Source organism: Cupriavidus sp. LA-1 (assembly GCF_055385985.1).
This window is the reverse complement of the sequence record NZ_AP031388.1, coordinates 199747-224412: the sequence shown is the minus strand read 5'-3', so window position 1 is coordinate 224412 and position 24666 is coordinate 199747. Positions and strand designations below refer to the sequence as shown.

General features: G+C 67.6%; 16 protein-coding genes. 5 read left to right on the top strand and 11 right to left on the bottom strand.

Features of this window, described 5'->3' with window-relative positions:
* Positions 1-17: 17 nt before the first annotated feature.
* The 7 genes from ACZ5MJ_RS20080 to ACZ5MJ_RS20050 all read right to left on the bottom strand — a co-directional run bounded on the left by ACZ5MJ_RS20080 (position 18) and on the right by ACZ5MJ_RS20050 (position 8311).
* A complete protein-coding gene (locus ACZ5MJ_RS20080) occupies positions 18-1010 on the bottom strand; it encodes an ABC transporter ATP-binding protein (protein WP_464225372.1) in 993 nt (330 codons plus the stop codon).
* Positions 1007-2062 carry an ABC transporter ATP-binding protein gene (locus ACZ5MJ_RS20075; RefSeq protein ID WP_464226556.1) on the bottom strand — a complete coding sequence of 352 codons (1056 nt, stop codon included), beginning with the start codon at positions 2060-2062 and terminating at the stop codon, positions 1007-1009. The genes ACZ5MJ_RS20080 and ACZ5MJ_RS20075 overlap by 4 nt, the downstream gene beginning before the upstream one ends.
* A gap of 31 nt (positions 2063-2093) precedes the next feature.
* Entirely contained in the window at positions 2094-2987 is an 894-nt protein-coding gene (locus ACZ5MJ_RS20070) for an ABC transporter permease (protein ID WP_464225371.1), read from the bottom strand.
* A 24-nt stretch (positions 2988-3011) separates the two neighbouring features.
* On the bottom strand, positions 3012-3947 hold the full coding sequence (locus tag ACZ5MJ_RS20065) for an ABC transporter permease (protein WP_464225370.1): 936 nt from the start codon (positions 3945-3947) through the stop codon (positions 3012-3014).
* 43 nt (positions 3948-3990) lie between these two features.
* Complete coding sequence (locus tag ACZ5MJ_RS20060; protein WP_464225369.1) at positions 3991-5574, bottom strand: ABC transporter substrate-binding protein; 1584 nt, start codon at positions 5572-5574, stop codon at positions 3991-3993.
* Positions 5575-5637: 63 nt separating this feature from the next.
* Positions 5638-7092, bottom strand: a complete 1455-nt coding sequence (locus tag ACZ5MJ_RS20055; RefSeq protein ID WP_464225368.1) for a M81 family metallopeptidase — start codon at positions 7090-7092, stop codon at positions 5638-5640.
* A gap of 52 nt (positions 7093-7144) precedes the next feature.
* Complete coding sequence (locus ACZ5MJ_RS20050) at positions 7145-8311, bottom strand: NAD(P)/FAD-dependent oxidoreductase (RefSeq protein ID WP_464225367.1); 1167 nt, start codon at positions 8309-8311, stop codon at positions 7145-7147.
* A 186-nt stretch (positions 8312-8497) separates the two neighbouring features.
* On the opposite strand from ACZ5MJ_RS20050, the gene ACZ5MJ_RS20045 reads away from it, so the two are divergent.
* Positions 8498-9235 carry a helix-turn-helix domain-containing protein gene (locus ACZ5MJ_RS20045; protein ID WP_464225366.1) on the top strand — a complete coding sequence of 246 codons (738 nt, stop codon included), beginning with the start codon at positions 8498-8500 and terminating at the stop codon, positions 9233-9235.
* Positions 9236-9304: 69 nt separating this feature from the next.
* Here ACZ5MJ_RS20045 and ACZ5MJ_RS20040 read toward each other — a convergent pair whose 3' ends face one another.
* Both ACZ5MJ_RS20040 and ACZ5MJ_RS20035 read right to left on the bottom strand, forming a co-directional pair.
* Positions 9305-10609: an MFS transporter gene (locus ACZ5MJ_RS20040; protein WP_464225365.1), complete on the bottom strand. Its 1305-nt coding sequence runs from the start codon at positions 10607-10609 to the stop codon at positions 9305-9307.
* Positions 10610-10718: 109 nt separating this feature from the next.
* Positions 10719-11312 carry a TetR/AcrR family transcriptional regulator gene (locus ACZ5MJ_RS20035; protein WP_464225364.1) on the bottom strand — a complete coding sequence of 198 codons (594 nt, stop codon included), beginning with the start codon at positions 11310-11312 and terminating at the stop codon, positions 10719-10721.
* Positions 11313-11474: 162 nt separating this feature from the next.
* On the opposite strand from ACZ5MJ_RS20035, the gene ACZ5MJ_RS20030 reads away from it, so the two are divergent.
* Together ACZ5MJ_RS20030 and ACZ5MJ_RS20025 are read left to right on the top strand one after the other, a co-directional pair.
* On the top strand, positions 11475-12242 hold the full coding sequence (locus tag ACZ5MJ_RS20030; RefSeq protein ID WP_464225363.1) for an SDR family NAD(P)-dependent oxidoreductase: 768 nt from the start codon (positions 11475-11477) through the stop codon (positions 12240-12242).
* Between the two features lie 198 nt (positions 12243-12440).
* Positions 12441-13775 carry an MFS transporter gene (locus ACZ5MJ_RS20025; RefSeq protein WP_432262522.1) on the top strand — a complete coding sequence of 445 codons (1335 nt, stop codon included), beginning with the start codon at positions 12441-12443 and terminating at the stop codon, positions 13773-13775.
* Between the two features lie 59 nt (positions 13776-13834).
* On the opposite strand, the gene ACZ5MJ_RS20020 is transcribed toward ACZ5MJ_RS20025, so the two are convergent.
* Positions 13835-15658 (bottom strand): bifunctional metallophosphatase/5'-nucleotidase, encoded by a 1824-nt coding sequence (locus ACZ5MJ_RS20020; RefSeq protein ID WP_464225362.1) that lies wholly within the window; start codon positions 15656-15658, stop codon positions 13835-13837.
* Positions 15659-15788: 130 nt separating this feature from the next.
* On the opposite strand from ACZ5MJ_RS20020, the gene ACZ5MJ_RS20015 reads away from it, so the two are divergent.
* The gene (locus tag ACZ5MJ_RS20015) at positions 15789-16235 is read left to right on the top strand and encodes a hypothetical protein (RefSeq protein ID WP_464225361.1); all 447 of its coding nucleotides are present in this window, start codon (positions 15789-15791) and stop codon (positions 16233-16235) included.
* Between the two features lie 85 nt (positions 16236-16320).
* On the opposite strand, the gene ACZ5MJ_RS20010 is transcribed toward ACZ5MJ_RS20015, so the two are convergent.
* Entirely contained in the window at positions 16321-23982 is a 7662-nt protein-coding gene (locus ACZ5MJ_RS20010) for an ESPR-type extended signal peptide-containing protein (protein WP_464225360.1), read from the bottom strand.
* A gap of 94 nt (positions 23983-24076) precedes the next feature.
* Between ACZ5MJ_RS20010 and ACZ5MJ_RS20005 the strand changes: the two genes are divergently transcribed.
* Positions 24077-24343, top strand: a complete 267-nt coding sequence (locus ACZ5MJ_RS20005) for a hypothetical protein (protein ID WP_464225359.1) — start codon at positions 24077-24079, stop codon at positions 24341-24343.
* Positions 24344-24666 lie beyond the last annotated feature (323 nt).

Here is a 24666-nt window from a genome sequence, read left to right as displayed (position 1 = left end):
GGGCAGGAGCGTATCGGTCAGCGGAAATGGCAGGCCACCTGGTGGATGCCGGTGGCGGAGGGCCGTTCGGCAAGCATGGGGGCCTGTTCCTTGCAGCGGGCCTGCGCATGCGGGCAGCGTGTGTGGAAGCGGCAGCCCGATGGCGGATTGGCCGGGCTGGGCGGATCGCCCTGCAGCAGCAGGCGCCGGGCGGGCATGCGCGGGTCGGGCACCGGCACGGCGGACAGCAGGATCTCCGTATAGGGGTGGCGCGGCGCGGAGAACAAGGTGTCGCGGTCGGCCAGTTCGACGATCTGGCCGAGGTACATCACGGCGACCCGGTGGCTGATATGGCGCACCACGGCCAGGTCATGCGCGACGAACAGGTAGGCGATGCCGAACTCGGCCTGCAGGTCCATCAGCAGGTTGACCACCTGCGCCTGGACCGAGACGTCCAGCGCCGACACCGGCTCGTCGCAGACGATCAGCTTTGGCTTGAGGGCCAGGGCGCGCGCAATGCCCAGCCGCTGGCGCTGGCCGCCGGAGAACTCGTGCGGGAACTTGCGCACGGCTTCGGGCCGCAGGCCGACCTTGCTGAACAGCCATTGCACGCGCTCGTTGCGCTCGGCACGGGACTGCAGGCCGAAATTGCGCAGCGGCTCGCCGACGATCTCGCCCGCCGTCAGCCGCGGGCTGAGCGAGGCATAGGGGTCCTGGAAGATGATCTGCAGGTCGCGCCGGCGCTGGCGCATGGCGCTTGCCGGCAGGCCCAGCAGTTCCTCGCCGTCGAGCCGCACCGAGCCTGAAGTCGGCTCGATCAGGCGCAGCACCGACTTGGCGGTGGTGGTCTTGCCGCACCCCGATTCGCCGACCAGCGAGAGCGTCTCGCCGCGCCCCACGGTGAAGGACACGCCGTCCACAGCCTGGATCGGCGGTCGGCACGGGGCCAGCCAGCGCCGCGGTGCGAGGTAGTGTTTCGTGAGGCGGTCGACCTTGAGCAGGGGCGTTGGCGAGGCGGAGGTCGTGCTCATGCGATGGCTTCCTGGGCTTGTGGGTTGCATTCGATGCGGCCTTCCTCGACAGCGAAGCAGGACACCGCATGATCGCTGCCGTGGCGCGTGAGCTGCGGGAACTCGCGCGCGCAGCGCGCGTCGGCATGCGCGCAGCGTGCCACGAAGGCACAACCGCGGCGTGCTTCCTGGGGCGATGGCACCAGGCCGGGGATTTCGGCCAGGCGGCGGCTGCTGGTGTTCATCGACGGCATCGATGCCATCAACGCGCGGGTGTAGGGGTGCAGCGGTCGGTCGAACAGCTCGGTGACGCTGGCTTCCTCGACCTTGAGCCCGGCGTACATCACGATCACGCGGTCGCAGCATTCGGCCACCACGCCGAGGTCGTGCGTGATCATCACCACGCCCATGCCCAACTCCTGCTGCAGGCGGCGGATCAGGTCCAGGATCTGCGCCTGGATGGTCACGTCGAGCGCCGTGGTGGGTTCGTCGGCGATCAGCACCTCGGGATTGCAGGCCAGCGCCAGCGCGATCATCACGCGCTGGCGCATGCCGCCCGAAAGCTGGTGCGGGTACTCGTTGACGCGGCGTTCGGGCTCGGGGATCTGCACCAGCCGCAGCATTTCCACTGCGCGCCGGAGCGCGTCGGCGCGGCTCGCGCCCTGGTGCAGCTGCACCGTCTCGGCAATCTGCCGGCCAATCGTCAGCACCGGGTTCAGCGAGGTCATCGGCTCCTGGAAGATCATCGAGACGCGATTGCCGCGGATGCGGCGCATCTCGCGTTCGCTGAGCTGCAGCAGGTCCGTGCCGCGCAGCCGGACGGCGCCCCGGATGCGTGCCGGCGGCGTGGGCAGCAGCCGCATGATGGACAGCGCCGTCACGCTCTTGCCGCAGCCTGACTCGCCCACCACGCCCAGCGTCTGGCCGGCGCGCACGGTGTACGAGACGCCGTTGACCGAGCGGGCCGGCCCGGTGAGCGTGTCGAAATGGGTATGGAGGTCCTCGACTTCAAGCAGCGGCTCGCCCGGGGCCGGTGTAACGCGGGACATTGCGCGGGACATTGCGCGCGACATCATCGTGATGGTCATGGATGCGCTCCCGGATTCAGAGTTGCCGCGCCAGGCGCGGATCAAGCGCGTCGCGCAGGCCGTCGCCGAGCAGGTTGATGGCCAGTACCGTTGCGGCCAGCAGGATGCCCGGGAACAGGATGATGTGGAAGGCCACGGCCACGAAATTGCGCCCCTCGGCCATCATGTTGCCCCAGCTCGGCGTCTGGGCAGGCACGCCGACGCCGAGGAAAGACAGCGCGGCTTCCGTGAGCACGGCGGTGGCGGCCACGAAGGTGGCCTGCACGATCAGCGGTGCCACCATGTTGGGTACGACGTGGCGCATCAGGATCACCGGCAGGCGGGTGCCGACCGCATGCGCCGCCTCGACGTAGAGCTGCTCGCGCAGCGTCAGCGCCAGCGAGCGCACCAGCCGCACCACGCGCGGGACCTCGGGGATGGCGATGGCGACGATCACCGCGCTCAGGCTGGCCTGCGTAACGGCCATCAGCGCGATCGCCAGCAGGATGCCCGGGATTGCCATCAGGCCGTCCATCACGCGCATCACAAACGAGTCCGCCCGGCGCACGAAGCCCGCGACCAGGCCCAGCAGCACGCCGGACACGGTGGCGAGCAGCCCGACCGACAGGCCCACGATCATGGATACGCGGCCGCCCCAGACCGCGCGGCTGAATACGTCGCGACCCAGCGCGTCGGTGCCGAACCAGTGCTCGGCCGATGGCGGCTGCATGCGCGCCAGCGGGTCGATGTCCTGCGGGTCGACGGTGGCAATCCAGGGCGCGCCGGCTGAGAGCATGGCGATCACCGCCAGCAGCAGTGCGCCCAGGATCAGCGTGGGGTGCTTGCGCGCCCAGTGCCAGCGCGGCAGCACGAAAGGCGCTTCATCGGCCGCCGGGACGGCAGGTTCGGTCACGGGCAGGGAAGTGGTCATGTCAGCAGGTCTCGCGGCAAGGCATCAGTACTTGATGCGCGGATCGAACAGCCGGTAGCTGAGGTCGATCATCAGGTTGATCAGCACGTAGACCCCGGCGGAGACCAGCAGCACGCTCTGGATCACCGGGTAGTCGTGGCGCTGCACCGAGTCGACCACCAGGCGGCCGACACCCGGGATCGCAAACACGGTCTCGGTCACGACCACGCCGCCGATCAGCAGCGCGATGCCCATGCCGACCGTGGTGGCGATCGGGATCGCCGCGTTGCGCAGCGCGTGGCCCAGCACCGGCAGCACGCCCAGGCCCTTGGCGCGCGCCGTGCGGATGTAGTCCTCGTGCAGCACTTCCAGCACGGTAGCGCGCGTCATGCGCGTCACCAGCGCGATATAGACCAGCGCCAGGTTGACGCAGGGCAGCACCAGGCTGTGCAGCCATGCGCCAACGCCGTCGGCGAGGCGCGCGTAGCCCTGCACCGGGAACCAAGGCAGCTGGATGGCAAAGGTGTAGACCAGCAGGTACCCCACCAGGAACACCGGCAGCGAGAAGGCCAGCACCGCGAACAGCATCACCAGCCGGTCGACCCAGCTGCCGGCGCGGTACGCGGCCAGCGTTCCCAGTGGCACCGCCACCAGCAAGGTCAGCAGCATCGTCAGCGCGGCGACGGAGACGGTCGGCTCCAGCCGCTGCGCCAGCAACCGGGCTACCGGCACCTGGGTGAAAATGGAGGTGCCGAGGTCGCCGCTGGCGAGCCGGCCGAGCCATAGCAGGAACTGCCGCCACAGCGGCTGGTCCAGCCCCAGCACGCCGCGCAGCCTGGCGATGTCGTCAACGGTCGCGAGGTCGCCCGCGATCAGCGCCGCCGGATCGCCCGGCGACAGGTGGATCAGCAGGAAGACCACCACGGCCACCACCGCCATCACCGGCAGCGTCGCGGCCACGCGTCGGAGCAGGTAGCTCATCGTCGTATCTCTCCCGGTGGTTCGTGCTTCGTGGTCATGCCGGTCATTTGTCGAGCATCCAGACCGTGGGCATGCCGGCCCACATCCTGTCGACGCCCTTGAGGCTGGCACGCGCCGCGAAGGCCGCCGAGTACTGGCCGGCGTTCACATAGGGCACCGCCTCATAGGCGCGCTTCTGGAAGGCATCGAGCAGTTCCTTGCGTTTGGCCGGCACGGTTTCGCGGATCCAGGCCGTGCGCAGTGCGTCGAGTGGCTTGTCGCAGGGCCAGCCAGGCAGGCTGTTGCCGCAGGCGGCGCTAAGGTAGGCATTGGTGATCGGGGAATCGGCATCGAACTCGCCCGCCACGGTCACGTACATGCTCCAGCCACCGGCCTCGGGCGCGTCCCGCCTGGCGCGGCGCGCGCCGATGGAGGCCCAGTCCATGTTCTGCATGTCAACGTTCATGCCCATGCCGCGCATGGTCTGCGCCGCCATCAGGGCTTCGGCATTGAGCTGGGGAACGTCGGTCGGCACCAGCAGCACCACCTTTTCGCCCTTGTAGCCCGCCGCGCCCAGCAACTGTCTGGCACGGGCCGGATCGGCCTTGCGGTAGGGCTCGGCGCCGGCGGCGGTATCGTTGGGGCCGCCGCAGATGAAGAAGGTGGCGCAGTAGTTCATGCGCATGTCGAGCGGGTAGCCCATGGCGGCGGTGAAGCGTTCCTGGCTCACCGCCTGCAGGAAGGCCTGGCGCACTTTCGGGTTGTTGAATGGCGGATGCAGCTGGTTCATCACCAGCACGCCCTGGTAGGCGCCGCCCGAGCCGATCCTGACGCTGGTGTCGCCGCGCAGCGGGGTGATGTAGTCCGGTGGCACCTGTTCGATCAGGTCGACCTCGCCACGCTTGAGCGCCGCGATGGCGCTGTTGGCGTCCGGCAGGTAGAGCCATTCGACACGGTCCACGCGGGGCCGCTTGCTGCCGGCAAGGCCGCTCGCGGGCTCGCTGCGCGCCACGTAGTGCGGGTTGCGCACGAACACCGCCTTGTTGCCCGGCACCCATTCGTCGCGCTTGAAGATGAAGGGGCCGGAGCCCAGCACCTCGGGCAGCGGCGCGGTGGCGGGCATCCTGGCCAGGCGTTCCGGCAGGATCACCGGGGGAAAGCCAGAGGGCTTGGCCAGCGCATCGAGCACCATGCCAAAGGGCTCTTTGAGCGTCAGCGTGAACGTGCGCGCGTCGACTGCCTTCCACTCCGCGCCGGCTTCGCCCATGGCACGCCCCAGGCTGTCGCGCGCGCCCCAGCGCTGCAGCGAAGCGATCGCGTCCGCCGAGGTGACCGGGCTGCCGTCCGAGAACTTCAGGCCGGGACGCAACGTGAAGCTCCATTGCGCGCCATCCTTCGAGGCGCTGTACTTCTCGACCATCTGCGGTTGCGGCTTGCCCCTGGCGTCCTGCGCGAACAGGGTGTCGTAGACCATGTAGCCGAAGTTGCGCGTGATGTAGGCCGTGGTGAAGGTCGGGTCGAGGATCTTCAGGTCGGCATGCGCCACGACCTTGAGCGTCTTGGTCTGCGCCAGCACGGGAAGGCTGGCACCTGCCAGGAGCAGGGCGCCCGCCGCGAGCGCGGCACACAGGGATCGATTTGGTGCCATCTGCAGTCTCCGTTTTCGTTGTTGTCGTCGTTGTTGTTGCGATTGCTGCCAGGTGGCCGGCGCTCAGCCCGCGGTGCTGTCGAGCGGCCACTTGGGCCGGTGAATCTTGCGATAGGGCAAGGTCGTGAGGTCGAGCGCGACGGCACCCGGGGCACCGGCGTAGATCACATGCCTTGCCACTTTCGAGAAGGAGGCATAGAAGTGCTGCGAGGACTTGACCACGATGATCTTCCTGCGCGCCAGGTCACAGCCCAGCTGGGTGAACATGTCCGTGCCCATGGCCTGGTTGCGCAGCGTGATCAGCACGATGTCGATGCCATTGGCCTCCACCAGCGCGCAGTCGCCCATCTGCATCGGCGTGTCGGACAGTCCGGTCATCACCATGTCGGGCAGCAGAGCCTTGACCGTGCAGTCCAGGTCCAGCGGGTCGCCGGATAGCGGGCTGATCTTGCCGCCGATGCGCATCGGCAGGCGCGCCCCCACGCCGGCATCGAAGGCAATGCGCACTGCGATCGGGTCCCACATCGGGCCGACCGCCGCATTGCCGATGCCGCGCTCGATCATGCGGCGCAGGATAAAGGTGGAGTCGCTCGCTGCGCCGCCGCCGGGATTGTCGGCGCCGTCGGCAAGCACCACCGGGCCGCCGTCAAAGGCCAGCGCCTCGTCGAGCGAGGTGTCAATGTCCGGATAGCGCACCATGAGCCCGTCGCGCATGGCGATCAGTTCGTCGGCCAGTTGCCGCGCCAGCGCATCGGCCCTGGCCTGGTTGCCATCGGCGTAGACCAGCACCTTGGTGCCCATCTCCGGCACATCGCCCCATGAAAACCCATGCGCCACCGAGATCGACAGCACGCCGTCGCGCCCTTCCAGCGACTGGATGCGGTCGACGAAGCCGCGCGCCGGCTCGCGCGAGGTGTGGACGGTGACGATCATCTGACAATCGACCACCGCCGCCACCGGGCGAACCTTGCCTTCCACGCTGGCCGCGCACAGGTCGACCAACTCCAGGGCGCGCTCCAGCACGTCGGTGTGCGGATACTCCTTGAAGGCGACCAGCACGTCGGCACATGCCACCATCTCGGGCGTCAGGTGGCAGTGCGGATCCAGCTCCGCGCCGATCACCACCTCGGGCCCGACGATGGCGCGCACACGCTGCAGCAGGTCACCTTCGCAGTCGTCGTAGCCATCGGCCACCATTGCGCCGTGCAGGCCGAGCAGCACCATGTCCACCGGCAGCGCCGCGCGCAGGTCGGCCAACAGTTCCTCGCGCAGGGTTTCGTAGGCATGGCGGGTCGTGGTGCCGCTGGGCTGCGCGCCGGCCACCATGCCTTCGCATAGCTGCCAGCCGCGCTCCTTGCCGCGGATCCGCGCGGCCCACAGCGGGCCCGAGAAAAACGTCATCTGGTCGGGATGCTGGCCGGCCGGGAAGTAGCCGCGATCCCTGAAGGACGACAGGCCGGTGGGCATCGGCGCGAAGGTGTTGGTTTCGGTGGCGAGGGAGGCACTGAAGACACGCACGATAGTTTGCTCCTGGTCAGTCTGGGATTGGGCGGTTGGGGGAGGGCGCGATTCAGGCCGAAGCAGCCAGGCGGCGCAGCCGTGCCGGCCCAAGCATCTCGGCGCTCAGGCCGAACGACGCCGGATGCGCCGGCACCGGCAATCCGCGCGCCAGCGCGGCACAGGTCTCGCCCATGGCCGCCGAGGTCTGGATGCCGTAGCCGCCCTGGCCCGCCACCCAGAAGAAGCCCGGCACCGCGTCGTCGAACCCGCCGACCAGGTCGCCGTCGGCGACGAAGGAGCGCAGCCCGGCCCAGGTGCGCGCGGGGCGGCGGATCCTGAGCGAGGTCGCGGTCTCGATGCGGTCGATGGCGAGCGCGATATCCAATTCCTCGGGCTGGACGTCCTGTGGCTCGACCGGGTCGGCATTGGCCGGGGAGCCCAGCAGCATGCCGGCATCGGGCTTGATGTACCAGTCCTCGTCGGCGCCAAAGACCATGGGCCAGCCGCTGGTGTCCATGTCCACGGGCGGCGCGAAGACAAAGGCGGAGCGGCGGCGGGGTTCAATCCCCAGCGGCTGCACGCCGGCCAGCCGCGCGATGACGTCGGCCCAGGCGCCGGCGGCATTGAGCACCACCGGTGCCTCATAGACCGCCCCGCCTGCCTCCACGCGCCAGTGGTCCTGCACGCGCGCCATGGCCTTGACTTCGGCATTGCACACCAGCTTGCCGCCGGCCTGGCGCATGCCGCGCAGGTAGCCCTGGTGGATCGCGTCAACATCCATGTCGGCGGCTCCGGGCTCAAAAACGCCGCCGAGCAGTTGCTCCGCGCGCAGGACCGGTACGCGCTCGCACACCTGCGCGGCGCTCAGCAGGCGGGCGTCGGGATCCACCGCGCGCACCACCTCCCAGTGCGCGTCAAGCAGATGCTGTTCCCCGGGGCCGGCGACCATGAGTGCGCCGCGCGGCGTGAGCAGCGGGTGCGAGGCAAAACCCGGTGGCGGGTCCTGCAGGAAGGCGCGGCTTGCCATTGTCAGCGCGCGGACCTGCGTGGTGCCGTAGCTTTCCATGAACAGCGCCGCCGAGCGGCCGGTCGAATGGTAGCCAGGCTGGGCTTCGCGTTCGAGCAGGATGACCCGGCCATGGGGCGCGAGCCAGTACGCGACGGAAGCACCGGCAATGCCACCCCCGATGATGAGGTAGTCGGCTGGAATCGGTAAGGGAGCGAGAGTCGGGTACATGGATCAGGTGGAAAGAGAGCGCTTGCGGGGCGCTCCTGCATTCGGAATGCGAGTGAGTGTAGGCAAGAATTTGCGGATATGCAAATTGCGGATACGCAAATTTTGCGCTAAGGTGCGCAGCAGGGGATGAGCCTTGGCGCGGTCTGCTCTGTTAGCATTCCGTGCAACGGAAAAAAGGACGCAGGCTTGAAACCACACACCGCCCAGGGGCGCGGCCGCGGCATCGGGAACGATGGCGACGAGTCGCGCACGCTCGACCGCGAAACCTTTGGCAAGCGCCTGCGCGCGGCGCGCAAGGCCTTCGGCTGGACGCTGGCGCACCTTGCTGAACTGTCGGGCGTCTCGATCACCACCATCTCGCGCGCGGAGCGCGGGCAACTGGCGCTGGGCTACGAGAATTTTGCCGCGCTGGGCCAGGCGCTGCAGATGGATATGGGCTCGATGTTCGCGGGTGCCGGCGCGAAATCGTCACCGTTCCAGGGGCCGGTCGTGACCCGGGCCGGCGCGGGCGTGACCTACCGGGGATCGTCGCTGACCTATGAATTCCTCGGCACGGAGGCCGTCGGCAAGCAGATGAGCCCGGTGGTCGGCACCGTGCATGCGCGCCGCATCGAGGGCCCCGGGGACTTCGCGCGCCATCCCGGCGAGGAGTTTGTCTATGTGCTCAGCGGCGAGGTCGAAATACACTTCGACAACGGTGAGAAGGTTCACCTGGCGCGCGGCGACGCGCTGTATTTCGATGCGCGCCTGGGCCACGCCTACATCAGCGTAAGCCGGCAGCTCGCCCGGGTCGTGGGCGTGACCACCAGCGAAAGCAACTTCATGAAGTCTGCCCAGGCGGCGATGGCGGAGGCGGTGCCGAAACGGACCGTCGGGCGGTCCCAGGGGAAAGCCGCCGTCGCCAGGGGAAAGGGCAAGGGCTGAAGGGACACGAACCCGCGCTGTGAGGTTGCGGGGTGAAGCATTGGTTGCGCAGCCCCGTGTGGCCGTGGATCAGGCGCGCGCCGCCTCTGCCGCCGTCGCGGCATGCGCGCGGCTGACCATCAGCGCCAGCAGCGCCGCTACCATGCACGCCGCACCCGCCGCATACAGCGCCGGCGTATAGGTCAGCAGCAGCGTACGGCTCAGCCCCGCGCCGAACGCCGCCACGGCCGCGCCGATCTGGTGGGCCGCGAAGATCCACCCGAACACCATCGGCGCGCGCTCGCGCCCGAAAGCGGTGGCCGCCAGCTTGACCGTGGGCGGCACCGTGGCGATCCAGTCCAGGCCATAGAACATCGCAAAGATCGACAGCCCGTACAGCGTGAAGGTCGAATGCGGCAGCCAGAACAGCGACAGGCCGCGCATCGCGTAGTACCAGAACAGCAGCTTGCGGCTGTCGTAGCGGTCCGACAGCCAGCCCGACATGATGGTGCCGACAAAGTCAAAGGCACCCATCATCGCCAGCGCCGACGCGGCCGGCACCGGGCCCATGCCGAAGTCGCCGCAGAGCGCGATGAAATGCGTCTGGATCAGCCCGTTGGTGCTCAGGCCGCAGATAAAGAAGGTGCCCGCCAGGACCCAGAAGGCCTGGGTACGGGCAGCGTTGCGCAGCACCCGGAAAGGCCCGCTCAGCGTGAACGGCGTGACCGGTTGTGCGACGGGCGGCGTGGCCGGATGGGCCGGGACTTCGCCGAACGCCGCCAGGCCGACGTCGGCGGGCCGGTTGCGCATCAGCCCGAACACCAGCAGCGCCAGCGCCGCGCAGGCCGCCAGCACCGGCAGCACGGCCACGCGCCAGCCCATATGTTCGATCAGCCAGGCGGCCACCGGCAGGAAGGCCAGCTGCCCGGTGGCCGCGCTGGCCGTCAGGATGCCGATCACCAGGCCGCGCCGCGCGCTGAACCAGCGGTTGGAGACCACCGCTGCCAGCACCAGCGCGGTCAGCCCCGATCCGACGCCCAGCATCAGACCCCAGGCGACAAAGAGCTGCCACAGCTCGGTCGACACGGTGGCCAGCGCCATGCCACCGGCAATCAGCGCCAGCGCGGCGCAGACCACGTTGCGCACGCCGAAGCGGTCCATCAGCATCGCCGAGAACGGCGCCATCAATCCGAACAGCGCAAAGCGGAAGGCCAGGATCGACGAGATCTGGTCGGTGTTCCAGCCCATCTCCTTTGTCAACGGCTTGAGGAAGGCCCCGGGCAGGCCAAGCGCGGCCGAGGTGGTGAGCATCACCAGGAAGGTCAGGGTGGCGACCAGCCACGCGTAGTGGATGCCGCGCCGGTCGAGCCGGCTGGAAAGAGCTTGCGCGAACATGGGTGTCTCGTGATCAGGGTCTGGCGGGTTCAAAGGGCGAAGCGATGCCATCGCCGCTACGTCTGGCGGTGGCAGGAGGTGTTGGTCACGCTTGGGGGAAAGCTCAAAACTAGCCGGTGCTGCCCAGCAGGCGGGTCCGCGCGGCGTTCAGCATGTCGTCGGAGAGCGGATCGCCATCGGTGGCGCGCGCCAGTGTGAGGGCGCCGACCAGCAAGGCCATGCGCACCAGCGCTTCGTCGTGGCGTTCCTGTGGATCGTCGGCGTCCACGGTCTGCGCCATGCCATCGACCATGGTCCGCAAGCCTTCCACGTAGGCCTGGCGCACGGGCTTGCCGGCGGGTTCACGGGCCACGTCCACGGCCAGCGCCGAGGCGGCACAACCCACGCCCGGGTTGGCGCGATGCGCGGCGGTCAGGTAGGGCTCAACCAGGTTGGCCAGCATTGCCTTGCGGTCGCCGTCGGCGCGGGCCAGGCGGCGTTCCCAGCGGGCATTCGATTCTTCGAACGCGCGCTTGCAGGCCTGCGCGGCCAGCGCGTCCTTGGACGCAAAGTGGCCATAGAAGCCGCCATGGGTCAGGCCCGCGTCGGCCATCAGCTCGGCCACGCTGACGCCGTTCAGGCCGCGTTCGCGGAACAGGCGCGACGACGCCTGTTCGATCGCCTCGCGGTTCTTGTCGGTTTGTTCGCGTGATGCACGTGCCATCTGAAGCCCCTCCGAAAAATCTGGCTTGACCGGAGTTTAGATGATGGCCATACTTTATTCAATAGATGACAAGCATCATCTATTTTGAGTGTCCCTTTCGCCGCATTTGTGCCGATATGCTGCCCAGGTGCCGGCTCCCCATCCTCACAGGAGTGACCAGTCATGCAGAACCTATTCGACCTTGGCGGCCGCGTTGCCGTTATCACCGGCTCCACGCGCGGCATGGGCCTGGAAATGGCGCGCGCGCTTGGCGCGGCCGGCGCCGCCGTGGTGGTGTCCGGGCGCGATGCGGCCGTGGCGCGCGAAGCCGCCAGGCAGCTTGAGGCCGAGGGCATCCGCGCCACCGGCATCGCCTGCGATATCGCCGACGAGGACAGCGTGCGGGCCTTTGCCGAACAGGCGCTGGCTGCGTATGGGCGTGTCGACGCACTGGTGCTCAATGCCGCCGCAAGCGGCCAGCCAGGGTCGATGCTGAGCCAGGGACCCGAAGTGTTCGATGCCGCCATGGCGGGCAACGTGCGTGGCAACCTGGTGCTGGTGAACGCGCTGGCCCCGCAGATGATTGATCGCCGTGACGGCTCCATCATTTTCATGTCGAGCATTGCCGCCAAGCGCGGCTCTGCCTTCCTGGGGATGTACAGCGTGACCAAGGCCGCCACCGACCAGGCGGTACGCAGCCTGGCGCTGGAGCTGGGACCGTCCGGCATCAATGTCAACGCAATCAATCCCGGCCCGGTGCGCACCGAGTTCTCGCGCGAGGCGCTGTGGGGCGATCCGGAGCGCGAGGCGCGGCTGGCGGCGGGCATACCGATGCGCCGCATCGGCGAGGCCGGCGATGTTGCGGGGCTTGCCCTCCTGCTGGCGGCACCGGCGGGGCACTTTATCAACGGGCAGAGCATCAGCGTGGACGGCGGGTTGTCGGTGCAGTAACGCCGGGCAGGGGGTAGACAATGTGCAGACATATGAACGCGCCTTCAGCACGTTGAAGCGTTTTCCCGTATCGTCTTGTCTGACGATCGCCATGCCAGCGTGCAGCCCTTGCATCACCGATTCCGGCCATGGCGGCAACCGGTAAAGACAGTGTCCAGCACAGCACCCCTCCAGTCCGCCTCCGCCGCGGACGCCGCCATGACTGCGCGCGAGCGCCGGGGCATGGCAGCCATCCTCATCGCCGTCGCCCTTGCCACCCTGGATACCGCGATCGCCAATACGGCGCTGCCGTCGATCGCGGCCGACCTGCGCGCCACCCCGGCGGCCTCGGTGTGGGTGATCAATGCCTACCAGCTGGCCATGGTGTCGACGCTGCTGCCGTTTGCGGCCCTGGGCGGCGTGGTTGGCCACCGGCGCATCTACCTTGGCGGCGTGCTGGTATTCACCGCTGCCTCGGTGGTGTGCGCGCTGGCGTGGTCGCTGCCGACGCTGGCGGCGGCGCGGGTGCTGCAGGGCATCGGCGCGGCGGCCATCATGAGCGTCAACACGGCGCTGATCAGCGCGATCTTTCCCACGCACCGCCTCGGACGCGGGCTGGGGCTGAACGCGCTGGTGGTCGGCGTTTCGTTCGCGGTGGGGCCCACGGTGGCGTCGGTGATCCTCTCGTTCGGCACTTGGCCGTGGCTGTTCGCCGTGAACCTGCCGATCGGCCTGCTGGCGCTGGCGATCGGGCGCGGCGCATTGCCGCAGACGGCGCGCAGCACGCACGGTTTCGACCGCGTCGCCGCGGTGCTCAGCATGATTGCCTTCGCCGCGCTGATCCTTGCGCTGGGCGAAGGCGCGCAGCGCGCGCCGCTGCATCTGTCGCTGGCCGCGGCGGGCATCTTCGCCGTGACGTTCGGCATGCTGCTGTGGCGCGAACGCGGCCATCCGGCACCGATGCTGCCGGTGGACCTGTTCCGGCGGCCCATGTTCGCGCTGTCGACACTGACCGCGGTGTGCTCGTTCGCCGCGCAGGGCCTGGCCTTCGTGTCGCTGCCGTTCTACTTCCAGCACGTGCTGGGGCGAGGGCAGGTCGAGACCGGCTTCCTGCTGACCCCATGGTCCGTCGTGGTGGCGCTGATCGGGCCGCTGGCCGGGCGCTTGTCTGACCGCTATCCGCCTGCCGTGCTCGGCGGCGTGGGGCTGGCGGTGCTCAGCGCCGGCATGCTGTCGCTGGCCATGCTGCCGGCCGACCCCAGCGCGCTCGATATCGGCATCCGCATGTGCATCTGCGGCGCGGGTTTCGGCTTCTTCCAGTCGCCCAACCTCAAGGCGTTGATGACGAGCGCCCCGCGCGAGCGCAGCGGCGGCGCCAGCGGCGTGGTGGCCACGGCGCGGCTGCTGGGGCAGGCCACCGGTGCGGCGCTGGTGGCGCTGTGCTTTGGCATCGCCGGGAATCACGGGCCGGGGTTGGCCCTGGCGCTGGGCGCGGGGTTTGCCGGGGTCGCGGCGGTGGCGAGCTGGATGCGGCTGGCGGCGCCACGGGCGTAGGGAGGGGGCAGCTAGCGGGCTGACCGATGCGGCCACCCGCCCAAGCCTCCCGCTACGGATCAGTTCAGGCGCGTGATCCGGTTCGTCGTGCCCGGGCTGACCGGGGACTTTGCCTTGAAGTAGGCCTCGAAGACATCGATGTCGACCGGCCCGGCCTGCTGGTTCGTGCCCTGGTTCAGCACCGTGTAGTTGTCGCCCCCGGATGCCATGAAGTTGTTCACCGTGACGCGGTAGGACTTGGTCGGGTCGATCGCCACGCCGTTGAGCTTGATCGACGCAGGGTCCACGCGATTGCCCTGTCCCGCGGGGGCGCCCTCCGGCTTGCTGGCGTCCCAGGTATAGGTAAAGCCGCTGGAAACCTGCAGCACCCGGCCGCCTGCCGGCTGCGGCGCCTCCCATTGCTGTTCCAGCAGGCGCAGGATCTGCGCGCCCGTCAGGCTCATCGTCACCATGCTGTTGCCGAACGGCAGCACGGCATAGAGCTGGCCAAAGGTGGTCTGCCCATTGCTGGCGGCGTCGTACACCAGGTTCTGGCGCAGGCCGCCCGGATTGGTAAATGCCATGACCGCGGGCCCGAACGAGGCGTCCGAGGTGCCGGCCAGGTAGGCGTCGGCCACCAGGTCGCCCATTGCCGACTCGCCCGCGGCAGTCTGGGTGCGGTCGATGCTGGCGGTGATGGCGCCCACCACGGCATTCTTGATCGGGGCGGTCAGTTGCACGTAGCGGGCGACCAGCGCATCGACGGCGCTGTCCTTGGCCAGCGCCGTGTAGCCGGCAGGCAGCGGAATCGGATTGCCCTTGCTGTCCTTGATCACGAGGTCGTTCACCGCCACGCGGTTGTTCGCCACCTTGGACGAGACCTTGCGCGTCACCGGATCGATGGTGATATCGATTTCCGAGGCAAGGCGGCCGTAGAAGCCTGTCTGGGTCAGCAGTTTTCCGTCAGGCCGGGTGCACACATACTCCTGGTGGGTGTGGCCGCTGATCACGATATCCACCGCCGGATCGAGCTTGTCGGCAATCGACACGATCGGGCCGTTCAGTCCCGGGCAGGTCTTGTCATTGACCATGCTGGCCGTGGTCGATCCGCCCTCGTGGATCAACACCACGATGGCATTGACATTCTGCTGCTTGAGCTCGGGAATCAGCTTGTTGACCGTGTCCGCCTCGGCTTCGAACGTCAGGCCGGCCGTCCCCGCGGGCGTCACGACCGTGGGCGTATCCTTCAGCGTCATGCCGATAAAGGCCACCTTGGCCCAGCCAAAGGTCTTGATCTTGTAGGCCGGCAACAAGGGCTTGCCGGTAGCCTGGTCCATGACATTGGCCGCGAGGTACTGGAACTTCGCCCCGGCGTAGGCGCCGTTGGTCATGCAGGTATCCACGCCGACAATGCCCCGCCGCCCGTCCGCCGACTTGGGGAAGCAGCCGCCGTTCTGCAGCCGCAGCAATTCATCCCGGCCCTTGTCGAACTCATGATTGCCGACCGACGAAATCTCCAGGCCCATCTGGCCCAGCACATCGATGGTCGGCTCTTCATGAAAGGCCCCGGAAACAAGCGGAGAAGCCCCGACCATGTCGCCGGCCGCCACCACCACGTTGTTGGGATTCTTCGCGCGCAGCGCCTGGATCAGCGACGACAGATAGGCCGCGCCGCCAGCCGACACCCTGGTGCCGGCGGCATTGGCGGCATCCTGCACCACCACGCTGCCGCCAGGCGCTTCCAGGTTGCCGTGGAAATCGTTCAGCCCGATGATCTTGACCGAGATCGCGGCATCGGCAGCCGGAGCAGGGCTGCCACCGTCACTGCCGGTACCGCAGGCGGTAATGATCCCGGCGAGGGCGAGCGCGCTCAGGCTCGCGATGAGATACCGTTTGCGTGTCATGTCGGCCTTTCCTTTCAGAGGGGGACAGCAGGCCGCCACTCTATTGGCTCATCGTGACTACATCATGACGCGTGGATGTCACGCAAGGACGTTACGCTGAAGCGTGACAGAACCCCTTGAGCGACCTCACATGCGTCAATATCTGATCGCCTGCACACTGGCCTGTTGCGCGGGCATCGGCCAGGCTGCCACCACCGAACCGCCGCCAGCTGTTGCCCAGGCGGCCCGGCATGCCATGGCGGCGTGCCAGGAATACATGCATGAAGATGCCGACGAATACCAGTCGTGCATCGATGCCGTGGCGCGCGCGATTCCGAGGGGGCAGGGTGATACCGAGGCCCGGTTGCTGGGGCATTACTACTATGCGTGGGTCGGGGCCAATAATTCTGCCCGGCTGTCGTTGCCTGGGGCTGAGCGTGCGGCGCAGACGTATCTGGGCAAGTTTCGTGTCCTGCAGCGCAAGCTGAGGGTTGATGACAGGGCGCTGTGTAAAGCTGTGCCGGGGGATTGTGTGCAGCGGGTGGCGATTATTGAGCGGGCGGAAGGAGAGATGCGGGCGGGGGTGCGGCGGCGCTGAGGGAGCAGCCGGCATCCTGCGCCTTCGGTATCTGCAGCGCCTCGCGCGCCGGCGGGGCCGCCAGCGTACGAGGCGCTGCAGGGCATCAGAAGCTGATGCGCAGGCCGCCATTTACGCCGACGTCGTTCTTGCCGCGGCGCACCTCCCCGTTCAGGCCCAGATAGGCATAGGCCTGCTTGCCGAGCCGCAGCGTGCCCGTGAAACTGGCCTGTCCGAACAGCCGGCCCACCTGTGGCGACACGATGTTCATGCCGATGCCGGCCAGGTTGGCCTGCACCGTGGTCTGCGCCAGGTTGCCGTTGTCGCGCCCGATACCGGCGCTGAACTGGTAGCTCAGCGTATCGGACAGCGGGTTGCGGTTGGCCGAGCGGGCCGACAGGCCAAGCGTGACGCGGTTGCCGGTGGCGGCGTACTGGTTAAGACTCAGCGCAGCCGGCGTACCCGAGCCCTCGTCCACCGCGCCGCGCGCACTCTTCTGCCACAGGAAGCGGGCGAACGGTTCCAGCGTCGTCATGCCCAGTTCCACCGGCTTGCGCACGCCGACGCCCACCTGGGTGCTGTGTCCGCCCGCGTCGGTCTTCAACGCACTGGCGGACAGGCCGGTCGGGTCGGCACGCTGAGTTTTCCAGTCGTTGCTGCCGAAGCCCGCCATGCCGTCCACCATCACCGGTCCCACGGTGGTCTGGCCATAGGCAAAGCCCATGTACTCCTCGATCGAGCCCGAACCGGCCGTGGCGCCGACATTGGTGTTGCTGTAGGAGAAGCCCATGCCCACGCGCGTCGACTCGCCACGCAGCACGTCCGCGCCAAGCACGACCTGCGTGCGGTTGGTGGTGAACTGCGAGGCACTGCCGTCACCATTCCAGCGGCCATGGTCCGCGCCGATGTCGACCCACAGGGCCTGCCTGCGCGGCGGCTCGCCCCCGGCGCTCGGCATGGCGAGGGCATTGGCATCCCCCAACTGACGGATCACCGAGCTGTTCAGGCGCTGTCCGGCCTGCGGCGCCGCGGCGGCCATGGCGCCATGCACTTCGCCCGCCAGCGATTGGACGAAGCCGGGCAGCGTTGCCGCGCTCTGGCTTGCGGCCACGTAGAGCAACTTGTCCTGCGTGGCGGTCGCCACGCCGGCCTGGTCGCTCGCCAGGATGCGGTCGAGCACGCCCGCGGCGGTGCGCGTGTTCTGGTTGCCGCCGGCAAGCCACTGCGCGTACGACGTGGGCAGCACCTTCAGGTCGATGCTGTTGCTGCCAAAGACGTTGTAGAACACGGCGAAGCGCGTGCCGTCGGCCATGCCGTCGGGCTGGGCCAGGGCAGTGAAGCGCCCGGAGATGCCGCCGTCGGCAGTCACGATGCGGAAGGTGTTGCCCAGCGCCGGCGTGTACGCCAGGCTGCCGTACCCCGCCTCGCTCGGGCTGAAGAGGTTGCGCAGCTGCGGCGACAGCGTGGTATTGGCGGCAATTGTGAACTGCCCGCCGTTGACCACACGCAGGTAGGAGTAGTAGCCGGGCGCGCCGATCGGCGTGGAGGCGCCCGCCTGCAGGGTGCCCGCAATGTCCTCGCGATAGGTGCTGCCGGACAGCATGTTCACGTTGGACGTGACGGTGAGGTAGCCCGGCGAGTTGCCAGGAGACAGCGTGCCCTGCACGTTGACCGTGCCGTTGATGGTGCCGGCGCCACCGAGCACGGCGCCCGAGGTTACCGACACGTCGCCGTTGATCGTGCCGTTGGCCAGCAGCGTGCCCTGCTGCACGCAGGTGCCGTTGGACAAGCTGGCGTTGCCCGTCATGTTCAGCGTGCCTTGGCCACTCTTGATGAAGCACCCGCTGCCCGTCGAGGCGGTGCCGATGGTACCCGACATCGTCGTGGTCGTGCCTGCGGCCGTGTTCACCGCGGTGCCGCCGCCCAGCGCGATGGTCTGGCCGGTCAGGATGTCGACCGTGGTGTTGATGGCGCCGCCATTGACGACCACATTGCCCCAGCCCAGGCCCCAGGCATTGGTGACCTCGACCAGGCCGCTATTGATGGTCATGCCGCCGGTCCAGCCGGTGTTCGGCTTGTGTGCCGGCCCGCCGGCGTTGTCGCCGGCCAGGATCAGCGTACCGGTGCCGGCCTTGGTCAGCATGCCGCTGCCGGAGATGCCGCCGTTCAGCGTCAACGTGGTGCTGCCATCGGTGTTGAAGGTGCCGCCACCGCTGCCGAGCACGACATTGCGGCTGCTGGCGAAACTGGCCATGTTCTGCAGCGTGCCTCCGTTCAGGCTCAGCGTGCCGGTGCCCAGGTTGGCATCGGCGGACACCTTGACCGTCGCGCCACCGCTGACGACCGTGCCGCCCGAATAGGTGTTGGTGCCCGACAGCGTCTCGGTGCCGCCCGTCACGCTGAGGCCGCCGGTGCCGGTGATGGTGCCGGTGTAGTTGCCGCTGGCGTTGGCAAGCCTCAGCGTGTTGCTGTTCAGGTCGACCACGCCCGCGCCCGACAGCGTCGCCACTGTCTGGTTCGCACCAAGCGCCAGGGTGCCGTTATTGCTGAGCGCGCTGGTGCTGCCGAGGCCGCCGTTCACATCATTCAGGCGGGCCCCGCTGGCGATGTTGACAGCACCGCTTTGCAGCGAGCCGGTCAGGTTCAGCGTGCCGCCGTTGACGTTGGTCGCGCCGGTATAGAGGCTTGTGCCCGAGAGGGTTTCGGTGCCGCCGGCCAGGGTGAGGCCACCGGCGCCTGCGATGGCGCCGGCGTAAGTGCCGCCGGCGTTGGCCAGGGTCAGCGTGTTGCTGTTCAGGCCGACGATGCCAGTGCCGGCGCCCGACAGGGTGGCCAGCGTCTGATTGGCACCCAGCGTAAGCGTACCGTTGTTGTTGACGGAACTGGCCCTGTCCAGGCCGCCGTTCACGTCGTTCAGCCCCGCGCCGCTGGCGATGCTGACTGTGCCGCTTTGCAGCGACCCGGTCAGGTTCAGCGCGCCGCCGTTGACGTTGGTCGCACCGGTATAGGTGCTGGCACCCGACAGGGTTGCGGTGCCGCCGGCAAGCGTCACGCCGCCCGAGCCGGCGATGGTGCCGCTGAAGGTGTCGCCGGCATTGGTCAGCGTCAGGGTCTTGCTACCCAGCGCGACATTACCGGTACCGGCCAGCGACTGGATCGACGCACCGTTGTTGGTGCCCGAGATATCAAAGGTGCCGTTGTCGGTGACCTTGCCGGAGGCAGCGATGCTGCCGTTGCCGGAGAGGGCCAACGTGGCGCCGCTGCCAACGGTGGTGGCCCCGGTGTAGGTGTTGCTGCCTGACAGGGTCTCGGTGCCGCCATTGACGTTGACGCCGCCGGTGCCGGCGATGGCGCCGGCAAAGGTGTCGCCGGCATTGGTCAGGGTCAGGGTCTTGCTACCGAGCGCGACATTGCCAGTACCGGCCAGCGACTGGATCGAGGCACCGTTATTGGTGCCCGAGATATCGAAGGTGCCGTTATCGGTGACCTTGCCGGAGGCGGCGATGCTGCCGTTGCCGGACAGGGCCAGGGTGGCGCCGTTGCCGATGGTGGTGGCACCGGTGTAGGTATTGGCGCCCGACAGGGTCTCGGTGCCGCCGTTAAGCGTCAGGCCGCCGGTGCCGGCGATGGCGCCGGCAAAGGTGTCGCCGGCGTTGGTCAGCGTCAGGGTCTTGCTACCGAGCGCGACATTGCCAGTACCGGCCAGCGACTGGATCGAGGCACCGTTATTGGTGCCCGAGATATCGAAGGTGCCGTTATCGGTGACCTTGCCGGAGGCGGCGATGCTGCCGTTGCCGGACAGGGCCAGGGTGGCGCCGTTGCCGATGGTGGTGGCACCGGTGTAGGTGTTGGTGCCCGACAGGGTCTCGGTGCCGCCGTTGACGTTGACGCCGCCGGTGCCGGCGATGGTGCCGGCGAAGGTGTCGCCGGCATTGGTCAGGGTCAGGGTCTTGCTGCCCAGCGCGACATTGCCAGTACCGGCCAGCGACTGGATCGAGGCACCGTTATTGGTGCCCGAGATATCGAAGGTGCCGTTATCGGTGACCTTGCCGGAGGCGGCGATGCTGCCGTTGCCGGACAGGGCCAGGGTGGCGCCGTTGCCGATGGTGGTGGCACCGGTGTAGGTGTTGGTGCCCGACAGGGTCTCGGTGCCGCCGTTGACGTTGACGCCGCCGGTGCCGGCGATGGTGCCGGCGAAGGTGTCGCCGGCATTGGTCAGGGTCAGGGTCTTGCTGCCCAGCGCGACATTGCCGGTACCAGCCAGCGACTGGATCGACGCGCCATTGTTGGTGCCCGAGATATCGAAGGTGCCGTTGTCGGTGACCTTGCTGGAGGCGGCGATGCTGCCGTTGCCGGACAGGGCCAGGGTGGCGCCATTGCCGACGGATGTCGCACCGGTGTAGGTGTTGCTGCCCGACAGGGTCTCGGTGCCGCCGTTGACGTTGACACCGCCGGTGCCGGCGATGGTGCCGGCGAAGGTGTCGCCGGCGTTGGTCAGCGTCAAGTCCTTGCCACCCAGGGCCACGGCGCCGTTGCCGGCCAGCGACTGGATCGACGCACCGTTGTTGGTGCCCGAGATATCGAAGGTGCCGTTGTCGGTGACCTTGCCGGAGGCAGCGATGCTGCCGTTGCCGGACAGGGCCAACGTGGCGCCGCTGCCAACGGTGGTGGCCCCGGTGTAGGTGTTGCTGCCCGACAGGGTCTCGGTGCCGCCAGTGACGTTGACGCCGCCGGTGCCGGCGATGGCGCCGGCAAAGGTGTCGCCCGCGTTGGTCAGCGTCAGGGTCTTGCTACCGAGCGCGACATTGCCAGTACCGGCCAGCGACTGGATCGAGGCGCCATTGTTGGTGCCCGAGATATCGAAGGTGCCGTTATCGGTGACCTTGCCGGAGGCGGCGATGCTGCCGTTGCCGGACAGGGCCAGGGTGGCGCCGTTGCCGATGGTGGTGGCACCGGTGTAGGTGTTGGCGCCCGACAGGGTCTCGGTGCCGCCGTTAAGCGCCAGGCCGCCGGTGCCGGCGATGGCGCCGGCAAAGGTGTCGCCGGCGTTGGTCAGCGTCAGGGTCTTGCTACCCAGCGCGACATTACCGGTACCGGCCAGCGACTGGATCGCGGCACCGTTATTGGTGCCCGAGAGGTCGAAGGTGCCGTTGTCGGTGACCTTGCTGGAGCTGGCGATGCTGCCATTGCCGGACAGGGCCAGGGTGGCACCGTTGCCGACCGTGGTGGCGCCGGTGTAGGTGTTGCTGCCCGACAGGGTCTCGGTGCCGCCGTTGACCTTGACGCCGCCGGTGCCGGCGATGGTGCCGGCGAAGGTGTCGCCGGCATTGGTCAGCGTCAGGGTCTTGCTACCCAGCGCGACATTACCGGTACCGGCCAGCGACTGGATCGCGGCACCGTTATTGGTGCCCGAGAGGTCGAAGGTGCCGTTGTCGGTGACCTTGCTGGAGCTGGCGATGCTGCCATTGCCGGACAGGGCCAGGGTGGCACCGTTGCCGACCGTGGTGGCGCCGGTGTAGGTGTTGCTGCCCGACAGGGTCTCGGTGCCGCCGTTGACCTTGACGCCGCCGGTGCCGGCGATGGTGCCGGCAAAGGTGTCGCCGGCGTTGGTCAGGGTCAGGTCCTTGCCACCGAGCGCGACATTGCCAGTACCGGCCAGCGACTGGATCGCGGCGCCGCTGGTGGTGCCCGAGAGGTCGAAGGTGCCGTTGTCGGTGACCTTGCTGGAGGAGGCGATGCTGCCGTTGCCGGACAGGGCCAGGGTGGCGCCATTGCCGACGGATGTCGCACCGGTGTAGGTGTTGCTGTCCGACAGGGTTTCGGTGCCGCCATTGACGTTGACACCGCCGGTGCCGGCGATGGTGCCGGCGAAGGTGTCGCCCGCGTTGGTCAGGGTCAGGTCCTTGCCACCGAGCGCGACATTGCCAGTACCGGCCAGCGACTGGATTGAAGCGCCATTGTTGGTGCCCGAGATATCGAAGGTGCCGTTGTCGGTGACCTTGCCGGAGCTGGCGATGCTGCCGTTGCCGGACAGGGCCAGGGTGGCGCCATTGCCGATGGATGTCGCACCGGTGTAGGTGTTGCTGCCCGACAAGGTCTCGGTGCCGCCAGTGACGTTGACACCGCCGGTGCCGGCGATGGTGCCGGCGAAGGTGTCGCCCGCGTTGGTCAGCGTCAGGTCCTTGCCACCGAGCGCGACATTGCCAGTGCCGGCCAGCGACTGGATCGAGGCCCCATTGTTGGTGCCCGAGATATCGAAGGTGCCGTTGTCGGTGACCTTGCTGGAGGCGGCGATACTGCCGTTGCCGGACAAGGCCAGGGTGGCGCCATTGCCGATGGATGTCGCACCGGTGTAGGTGTTGCTGCCCGACAGGGTTTCGGTGCCGCCAGTGACGTTGACACCGCCGGTGCCGGCGATGGTGCCGGCAAAGGTGTCGCCGGCGTTGGTCAGGGTCAGGTCCTTGCCACCGAGCGCGACATTGCCGTTGCCGGCCAGCGACTGGATTGAAGCGCCATTGTTGGTGCCCGAGATATCGAAGGTGCCGTTGTCGGTGACCTTGCTGGAGGCGGCGATGCTGCCGTTGCCGGACAGCGCCAGCGTGGCACCGTTGCCGATGGCGGTCGCGCCCGTGTAGGTGTTTGTTCCGCTATCGGTTACCGTGCCGGTACCCGCGATGTTTAGCGGGCCTGTGCCGCTGGCCGAGCCGGACAGCGCGATGGCATGCCCATTGCTGTCCAGTGTGCCGCCGGCGCTCTGCAAGGTGATGTCCTTGACGGTTGCGGTATCCGCGCCATAGCGCAAGGTGCCGCCGGCGAAGGTAAGCGTGGGCTGCGCATACGCCGAGCTGCCGGTGCTGAACACGGAGGCCGAAATATCACCGTTCGTGGTGTCGAAAATGGACGGTGCCGGGGTGCCATTCACCGGCGTGCCGCTGAAGCTGCCGGCCACGCCGCTCACGTAGAGTACCGGATCGACACCTGTGTCCATCCAGTTGTAGGCGGCGAAACCCAGTGTATAGACGCCCGAGACCGGGATGGTGAAGCTGGTGGTAACCCAGCTTGTCGACCCGTAGCTGCCCAGGATCATCGTATTGGACGAGGGGCCGGAACTGTCGGTGGGACTTGAGCCATTGCGGGCCAGCACGTCGATCGATTGGGTGCCATTGCCCGAAACCGAGAACAGGACTCCGTCGTTGAACGGTTGATAGTCCTGCGCGGCGTACGCCCACGCGAAGGAATAGCTGCCCGCAGCCAGATTGACCGACTCGTTCAGGATGCCGAAGTTGGTCGCGTTACCGCCAAGATAGGACTGCAGGGTGGTGGCATTGAGCCCGAGGATGCCCGCGGCCTGTGCGGCGAATACCGAGCTGTTCGAGGGTGCGATGCGGGCCATTGTCTGGCCAGGCGCCGGCGTGAGCGAAAACGCGCTGCCGTTGATGTTGAAAGCATCCGTGCCGGTGAGCAACTGAACGCCGCCCGAGGTTCCCCATCCGTTCAGGCCGTTCGAGAAATCGAGAACGGACGTGTCTGCCCAGCTATTCCCGGCGAAAACGAGCGAAGCGAGCGCAATCGGCTTGATGCTCAGGCGGCCGAGTTGCCGTGTCAGGGTCCAGCCCGCAGGGTGTCCCACCCTCGGCATGCCGCCCGCGCGCCGTACCGCCACGACGACCCCGTCGCCCGCGCCTTTTCCCTGGGAGCGGGCGCACTCCGATACCGCAACCCGCATCTTGAGCGCCTTGTTCCAGACAAGGCGGTAGATCTTATTCATATTATTTTCCCCCGTTCTAAATCATCTTCTTCGGCAAAAAGATGCCTCGCGATTTTCCCGTCAGTGATTAATCGCGCAAAATCGAAAGACATGGATGGGCGACCGCTTCCGCATCTTGCTTGCTGCCGGCTCGACCGAATGGCATGGCAAGGCGGGGGATGGCTGCGTTTCCTGTCGTTCGGACCGTTTTCTTGATATTTATGCCGATGCCGACTTGCTCCACCGATGCGCGGCAGCAATGCCAAGGCCTGGAAAATCTTCCAGCCTCGCGGTGGGGATGGCCGGCGTGGACCGCCGTGTCAGCCGCAGCGCCGACTCGATTTCCCCGTCACGATGTGTGGTATTCATTGCCGTACTGTAATGAATAAACGTGTGATTTTTATCACATCGCGGCTCGTATTAGGGGGGGATTTGGTCCCCACTCTAGGAGGGACGCTAGCTCCAGAAAGGCCGAACCTCCGTTGCCACTACTCCTGATGGGCAGCAGTGCGGCACCGGCAGACCTGGCCCGTGTGTAGAAGCTGCCGCTCCCTTGTTCGCCTTGCCCCAGCGAGGCGCTATGTCTTGCTCATTACGAGCCCGATTTGAATGAATTGAAAGCATTTTTGGCAAATAGCTGCCCTGGCCACACCCCATGAAATAGGAGGTGCCGGGGAAATCGCCTTGTTGTTCTGAAAGCCGTGA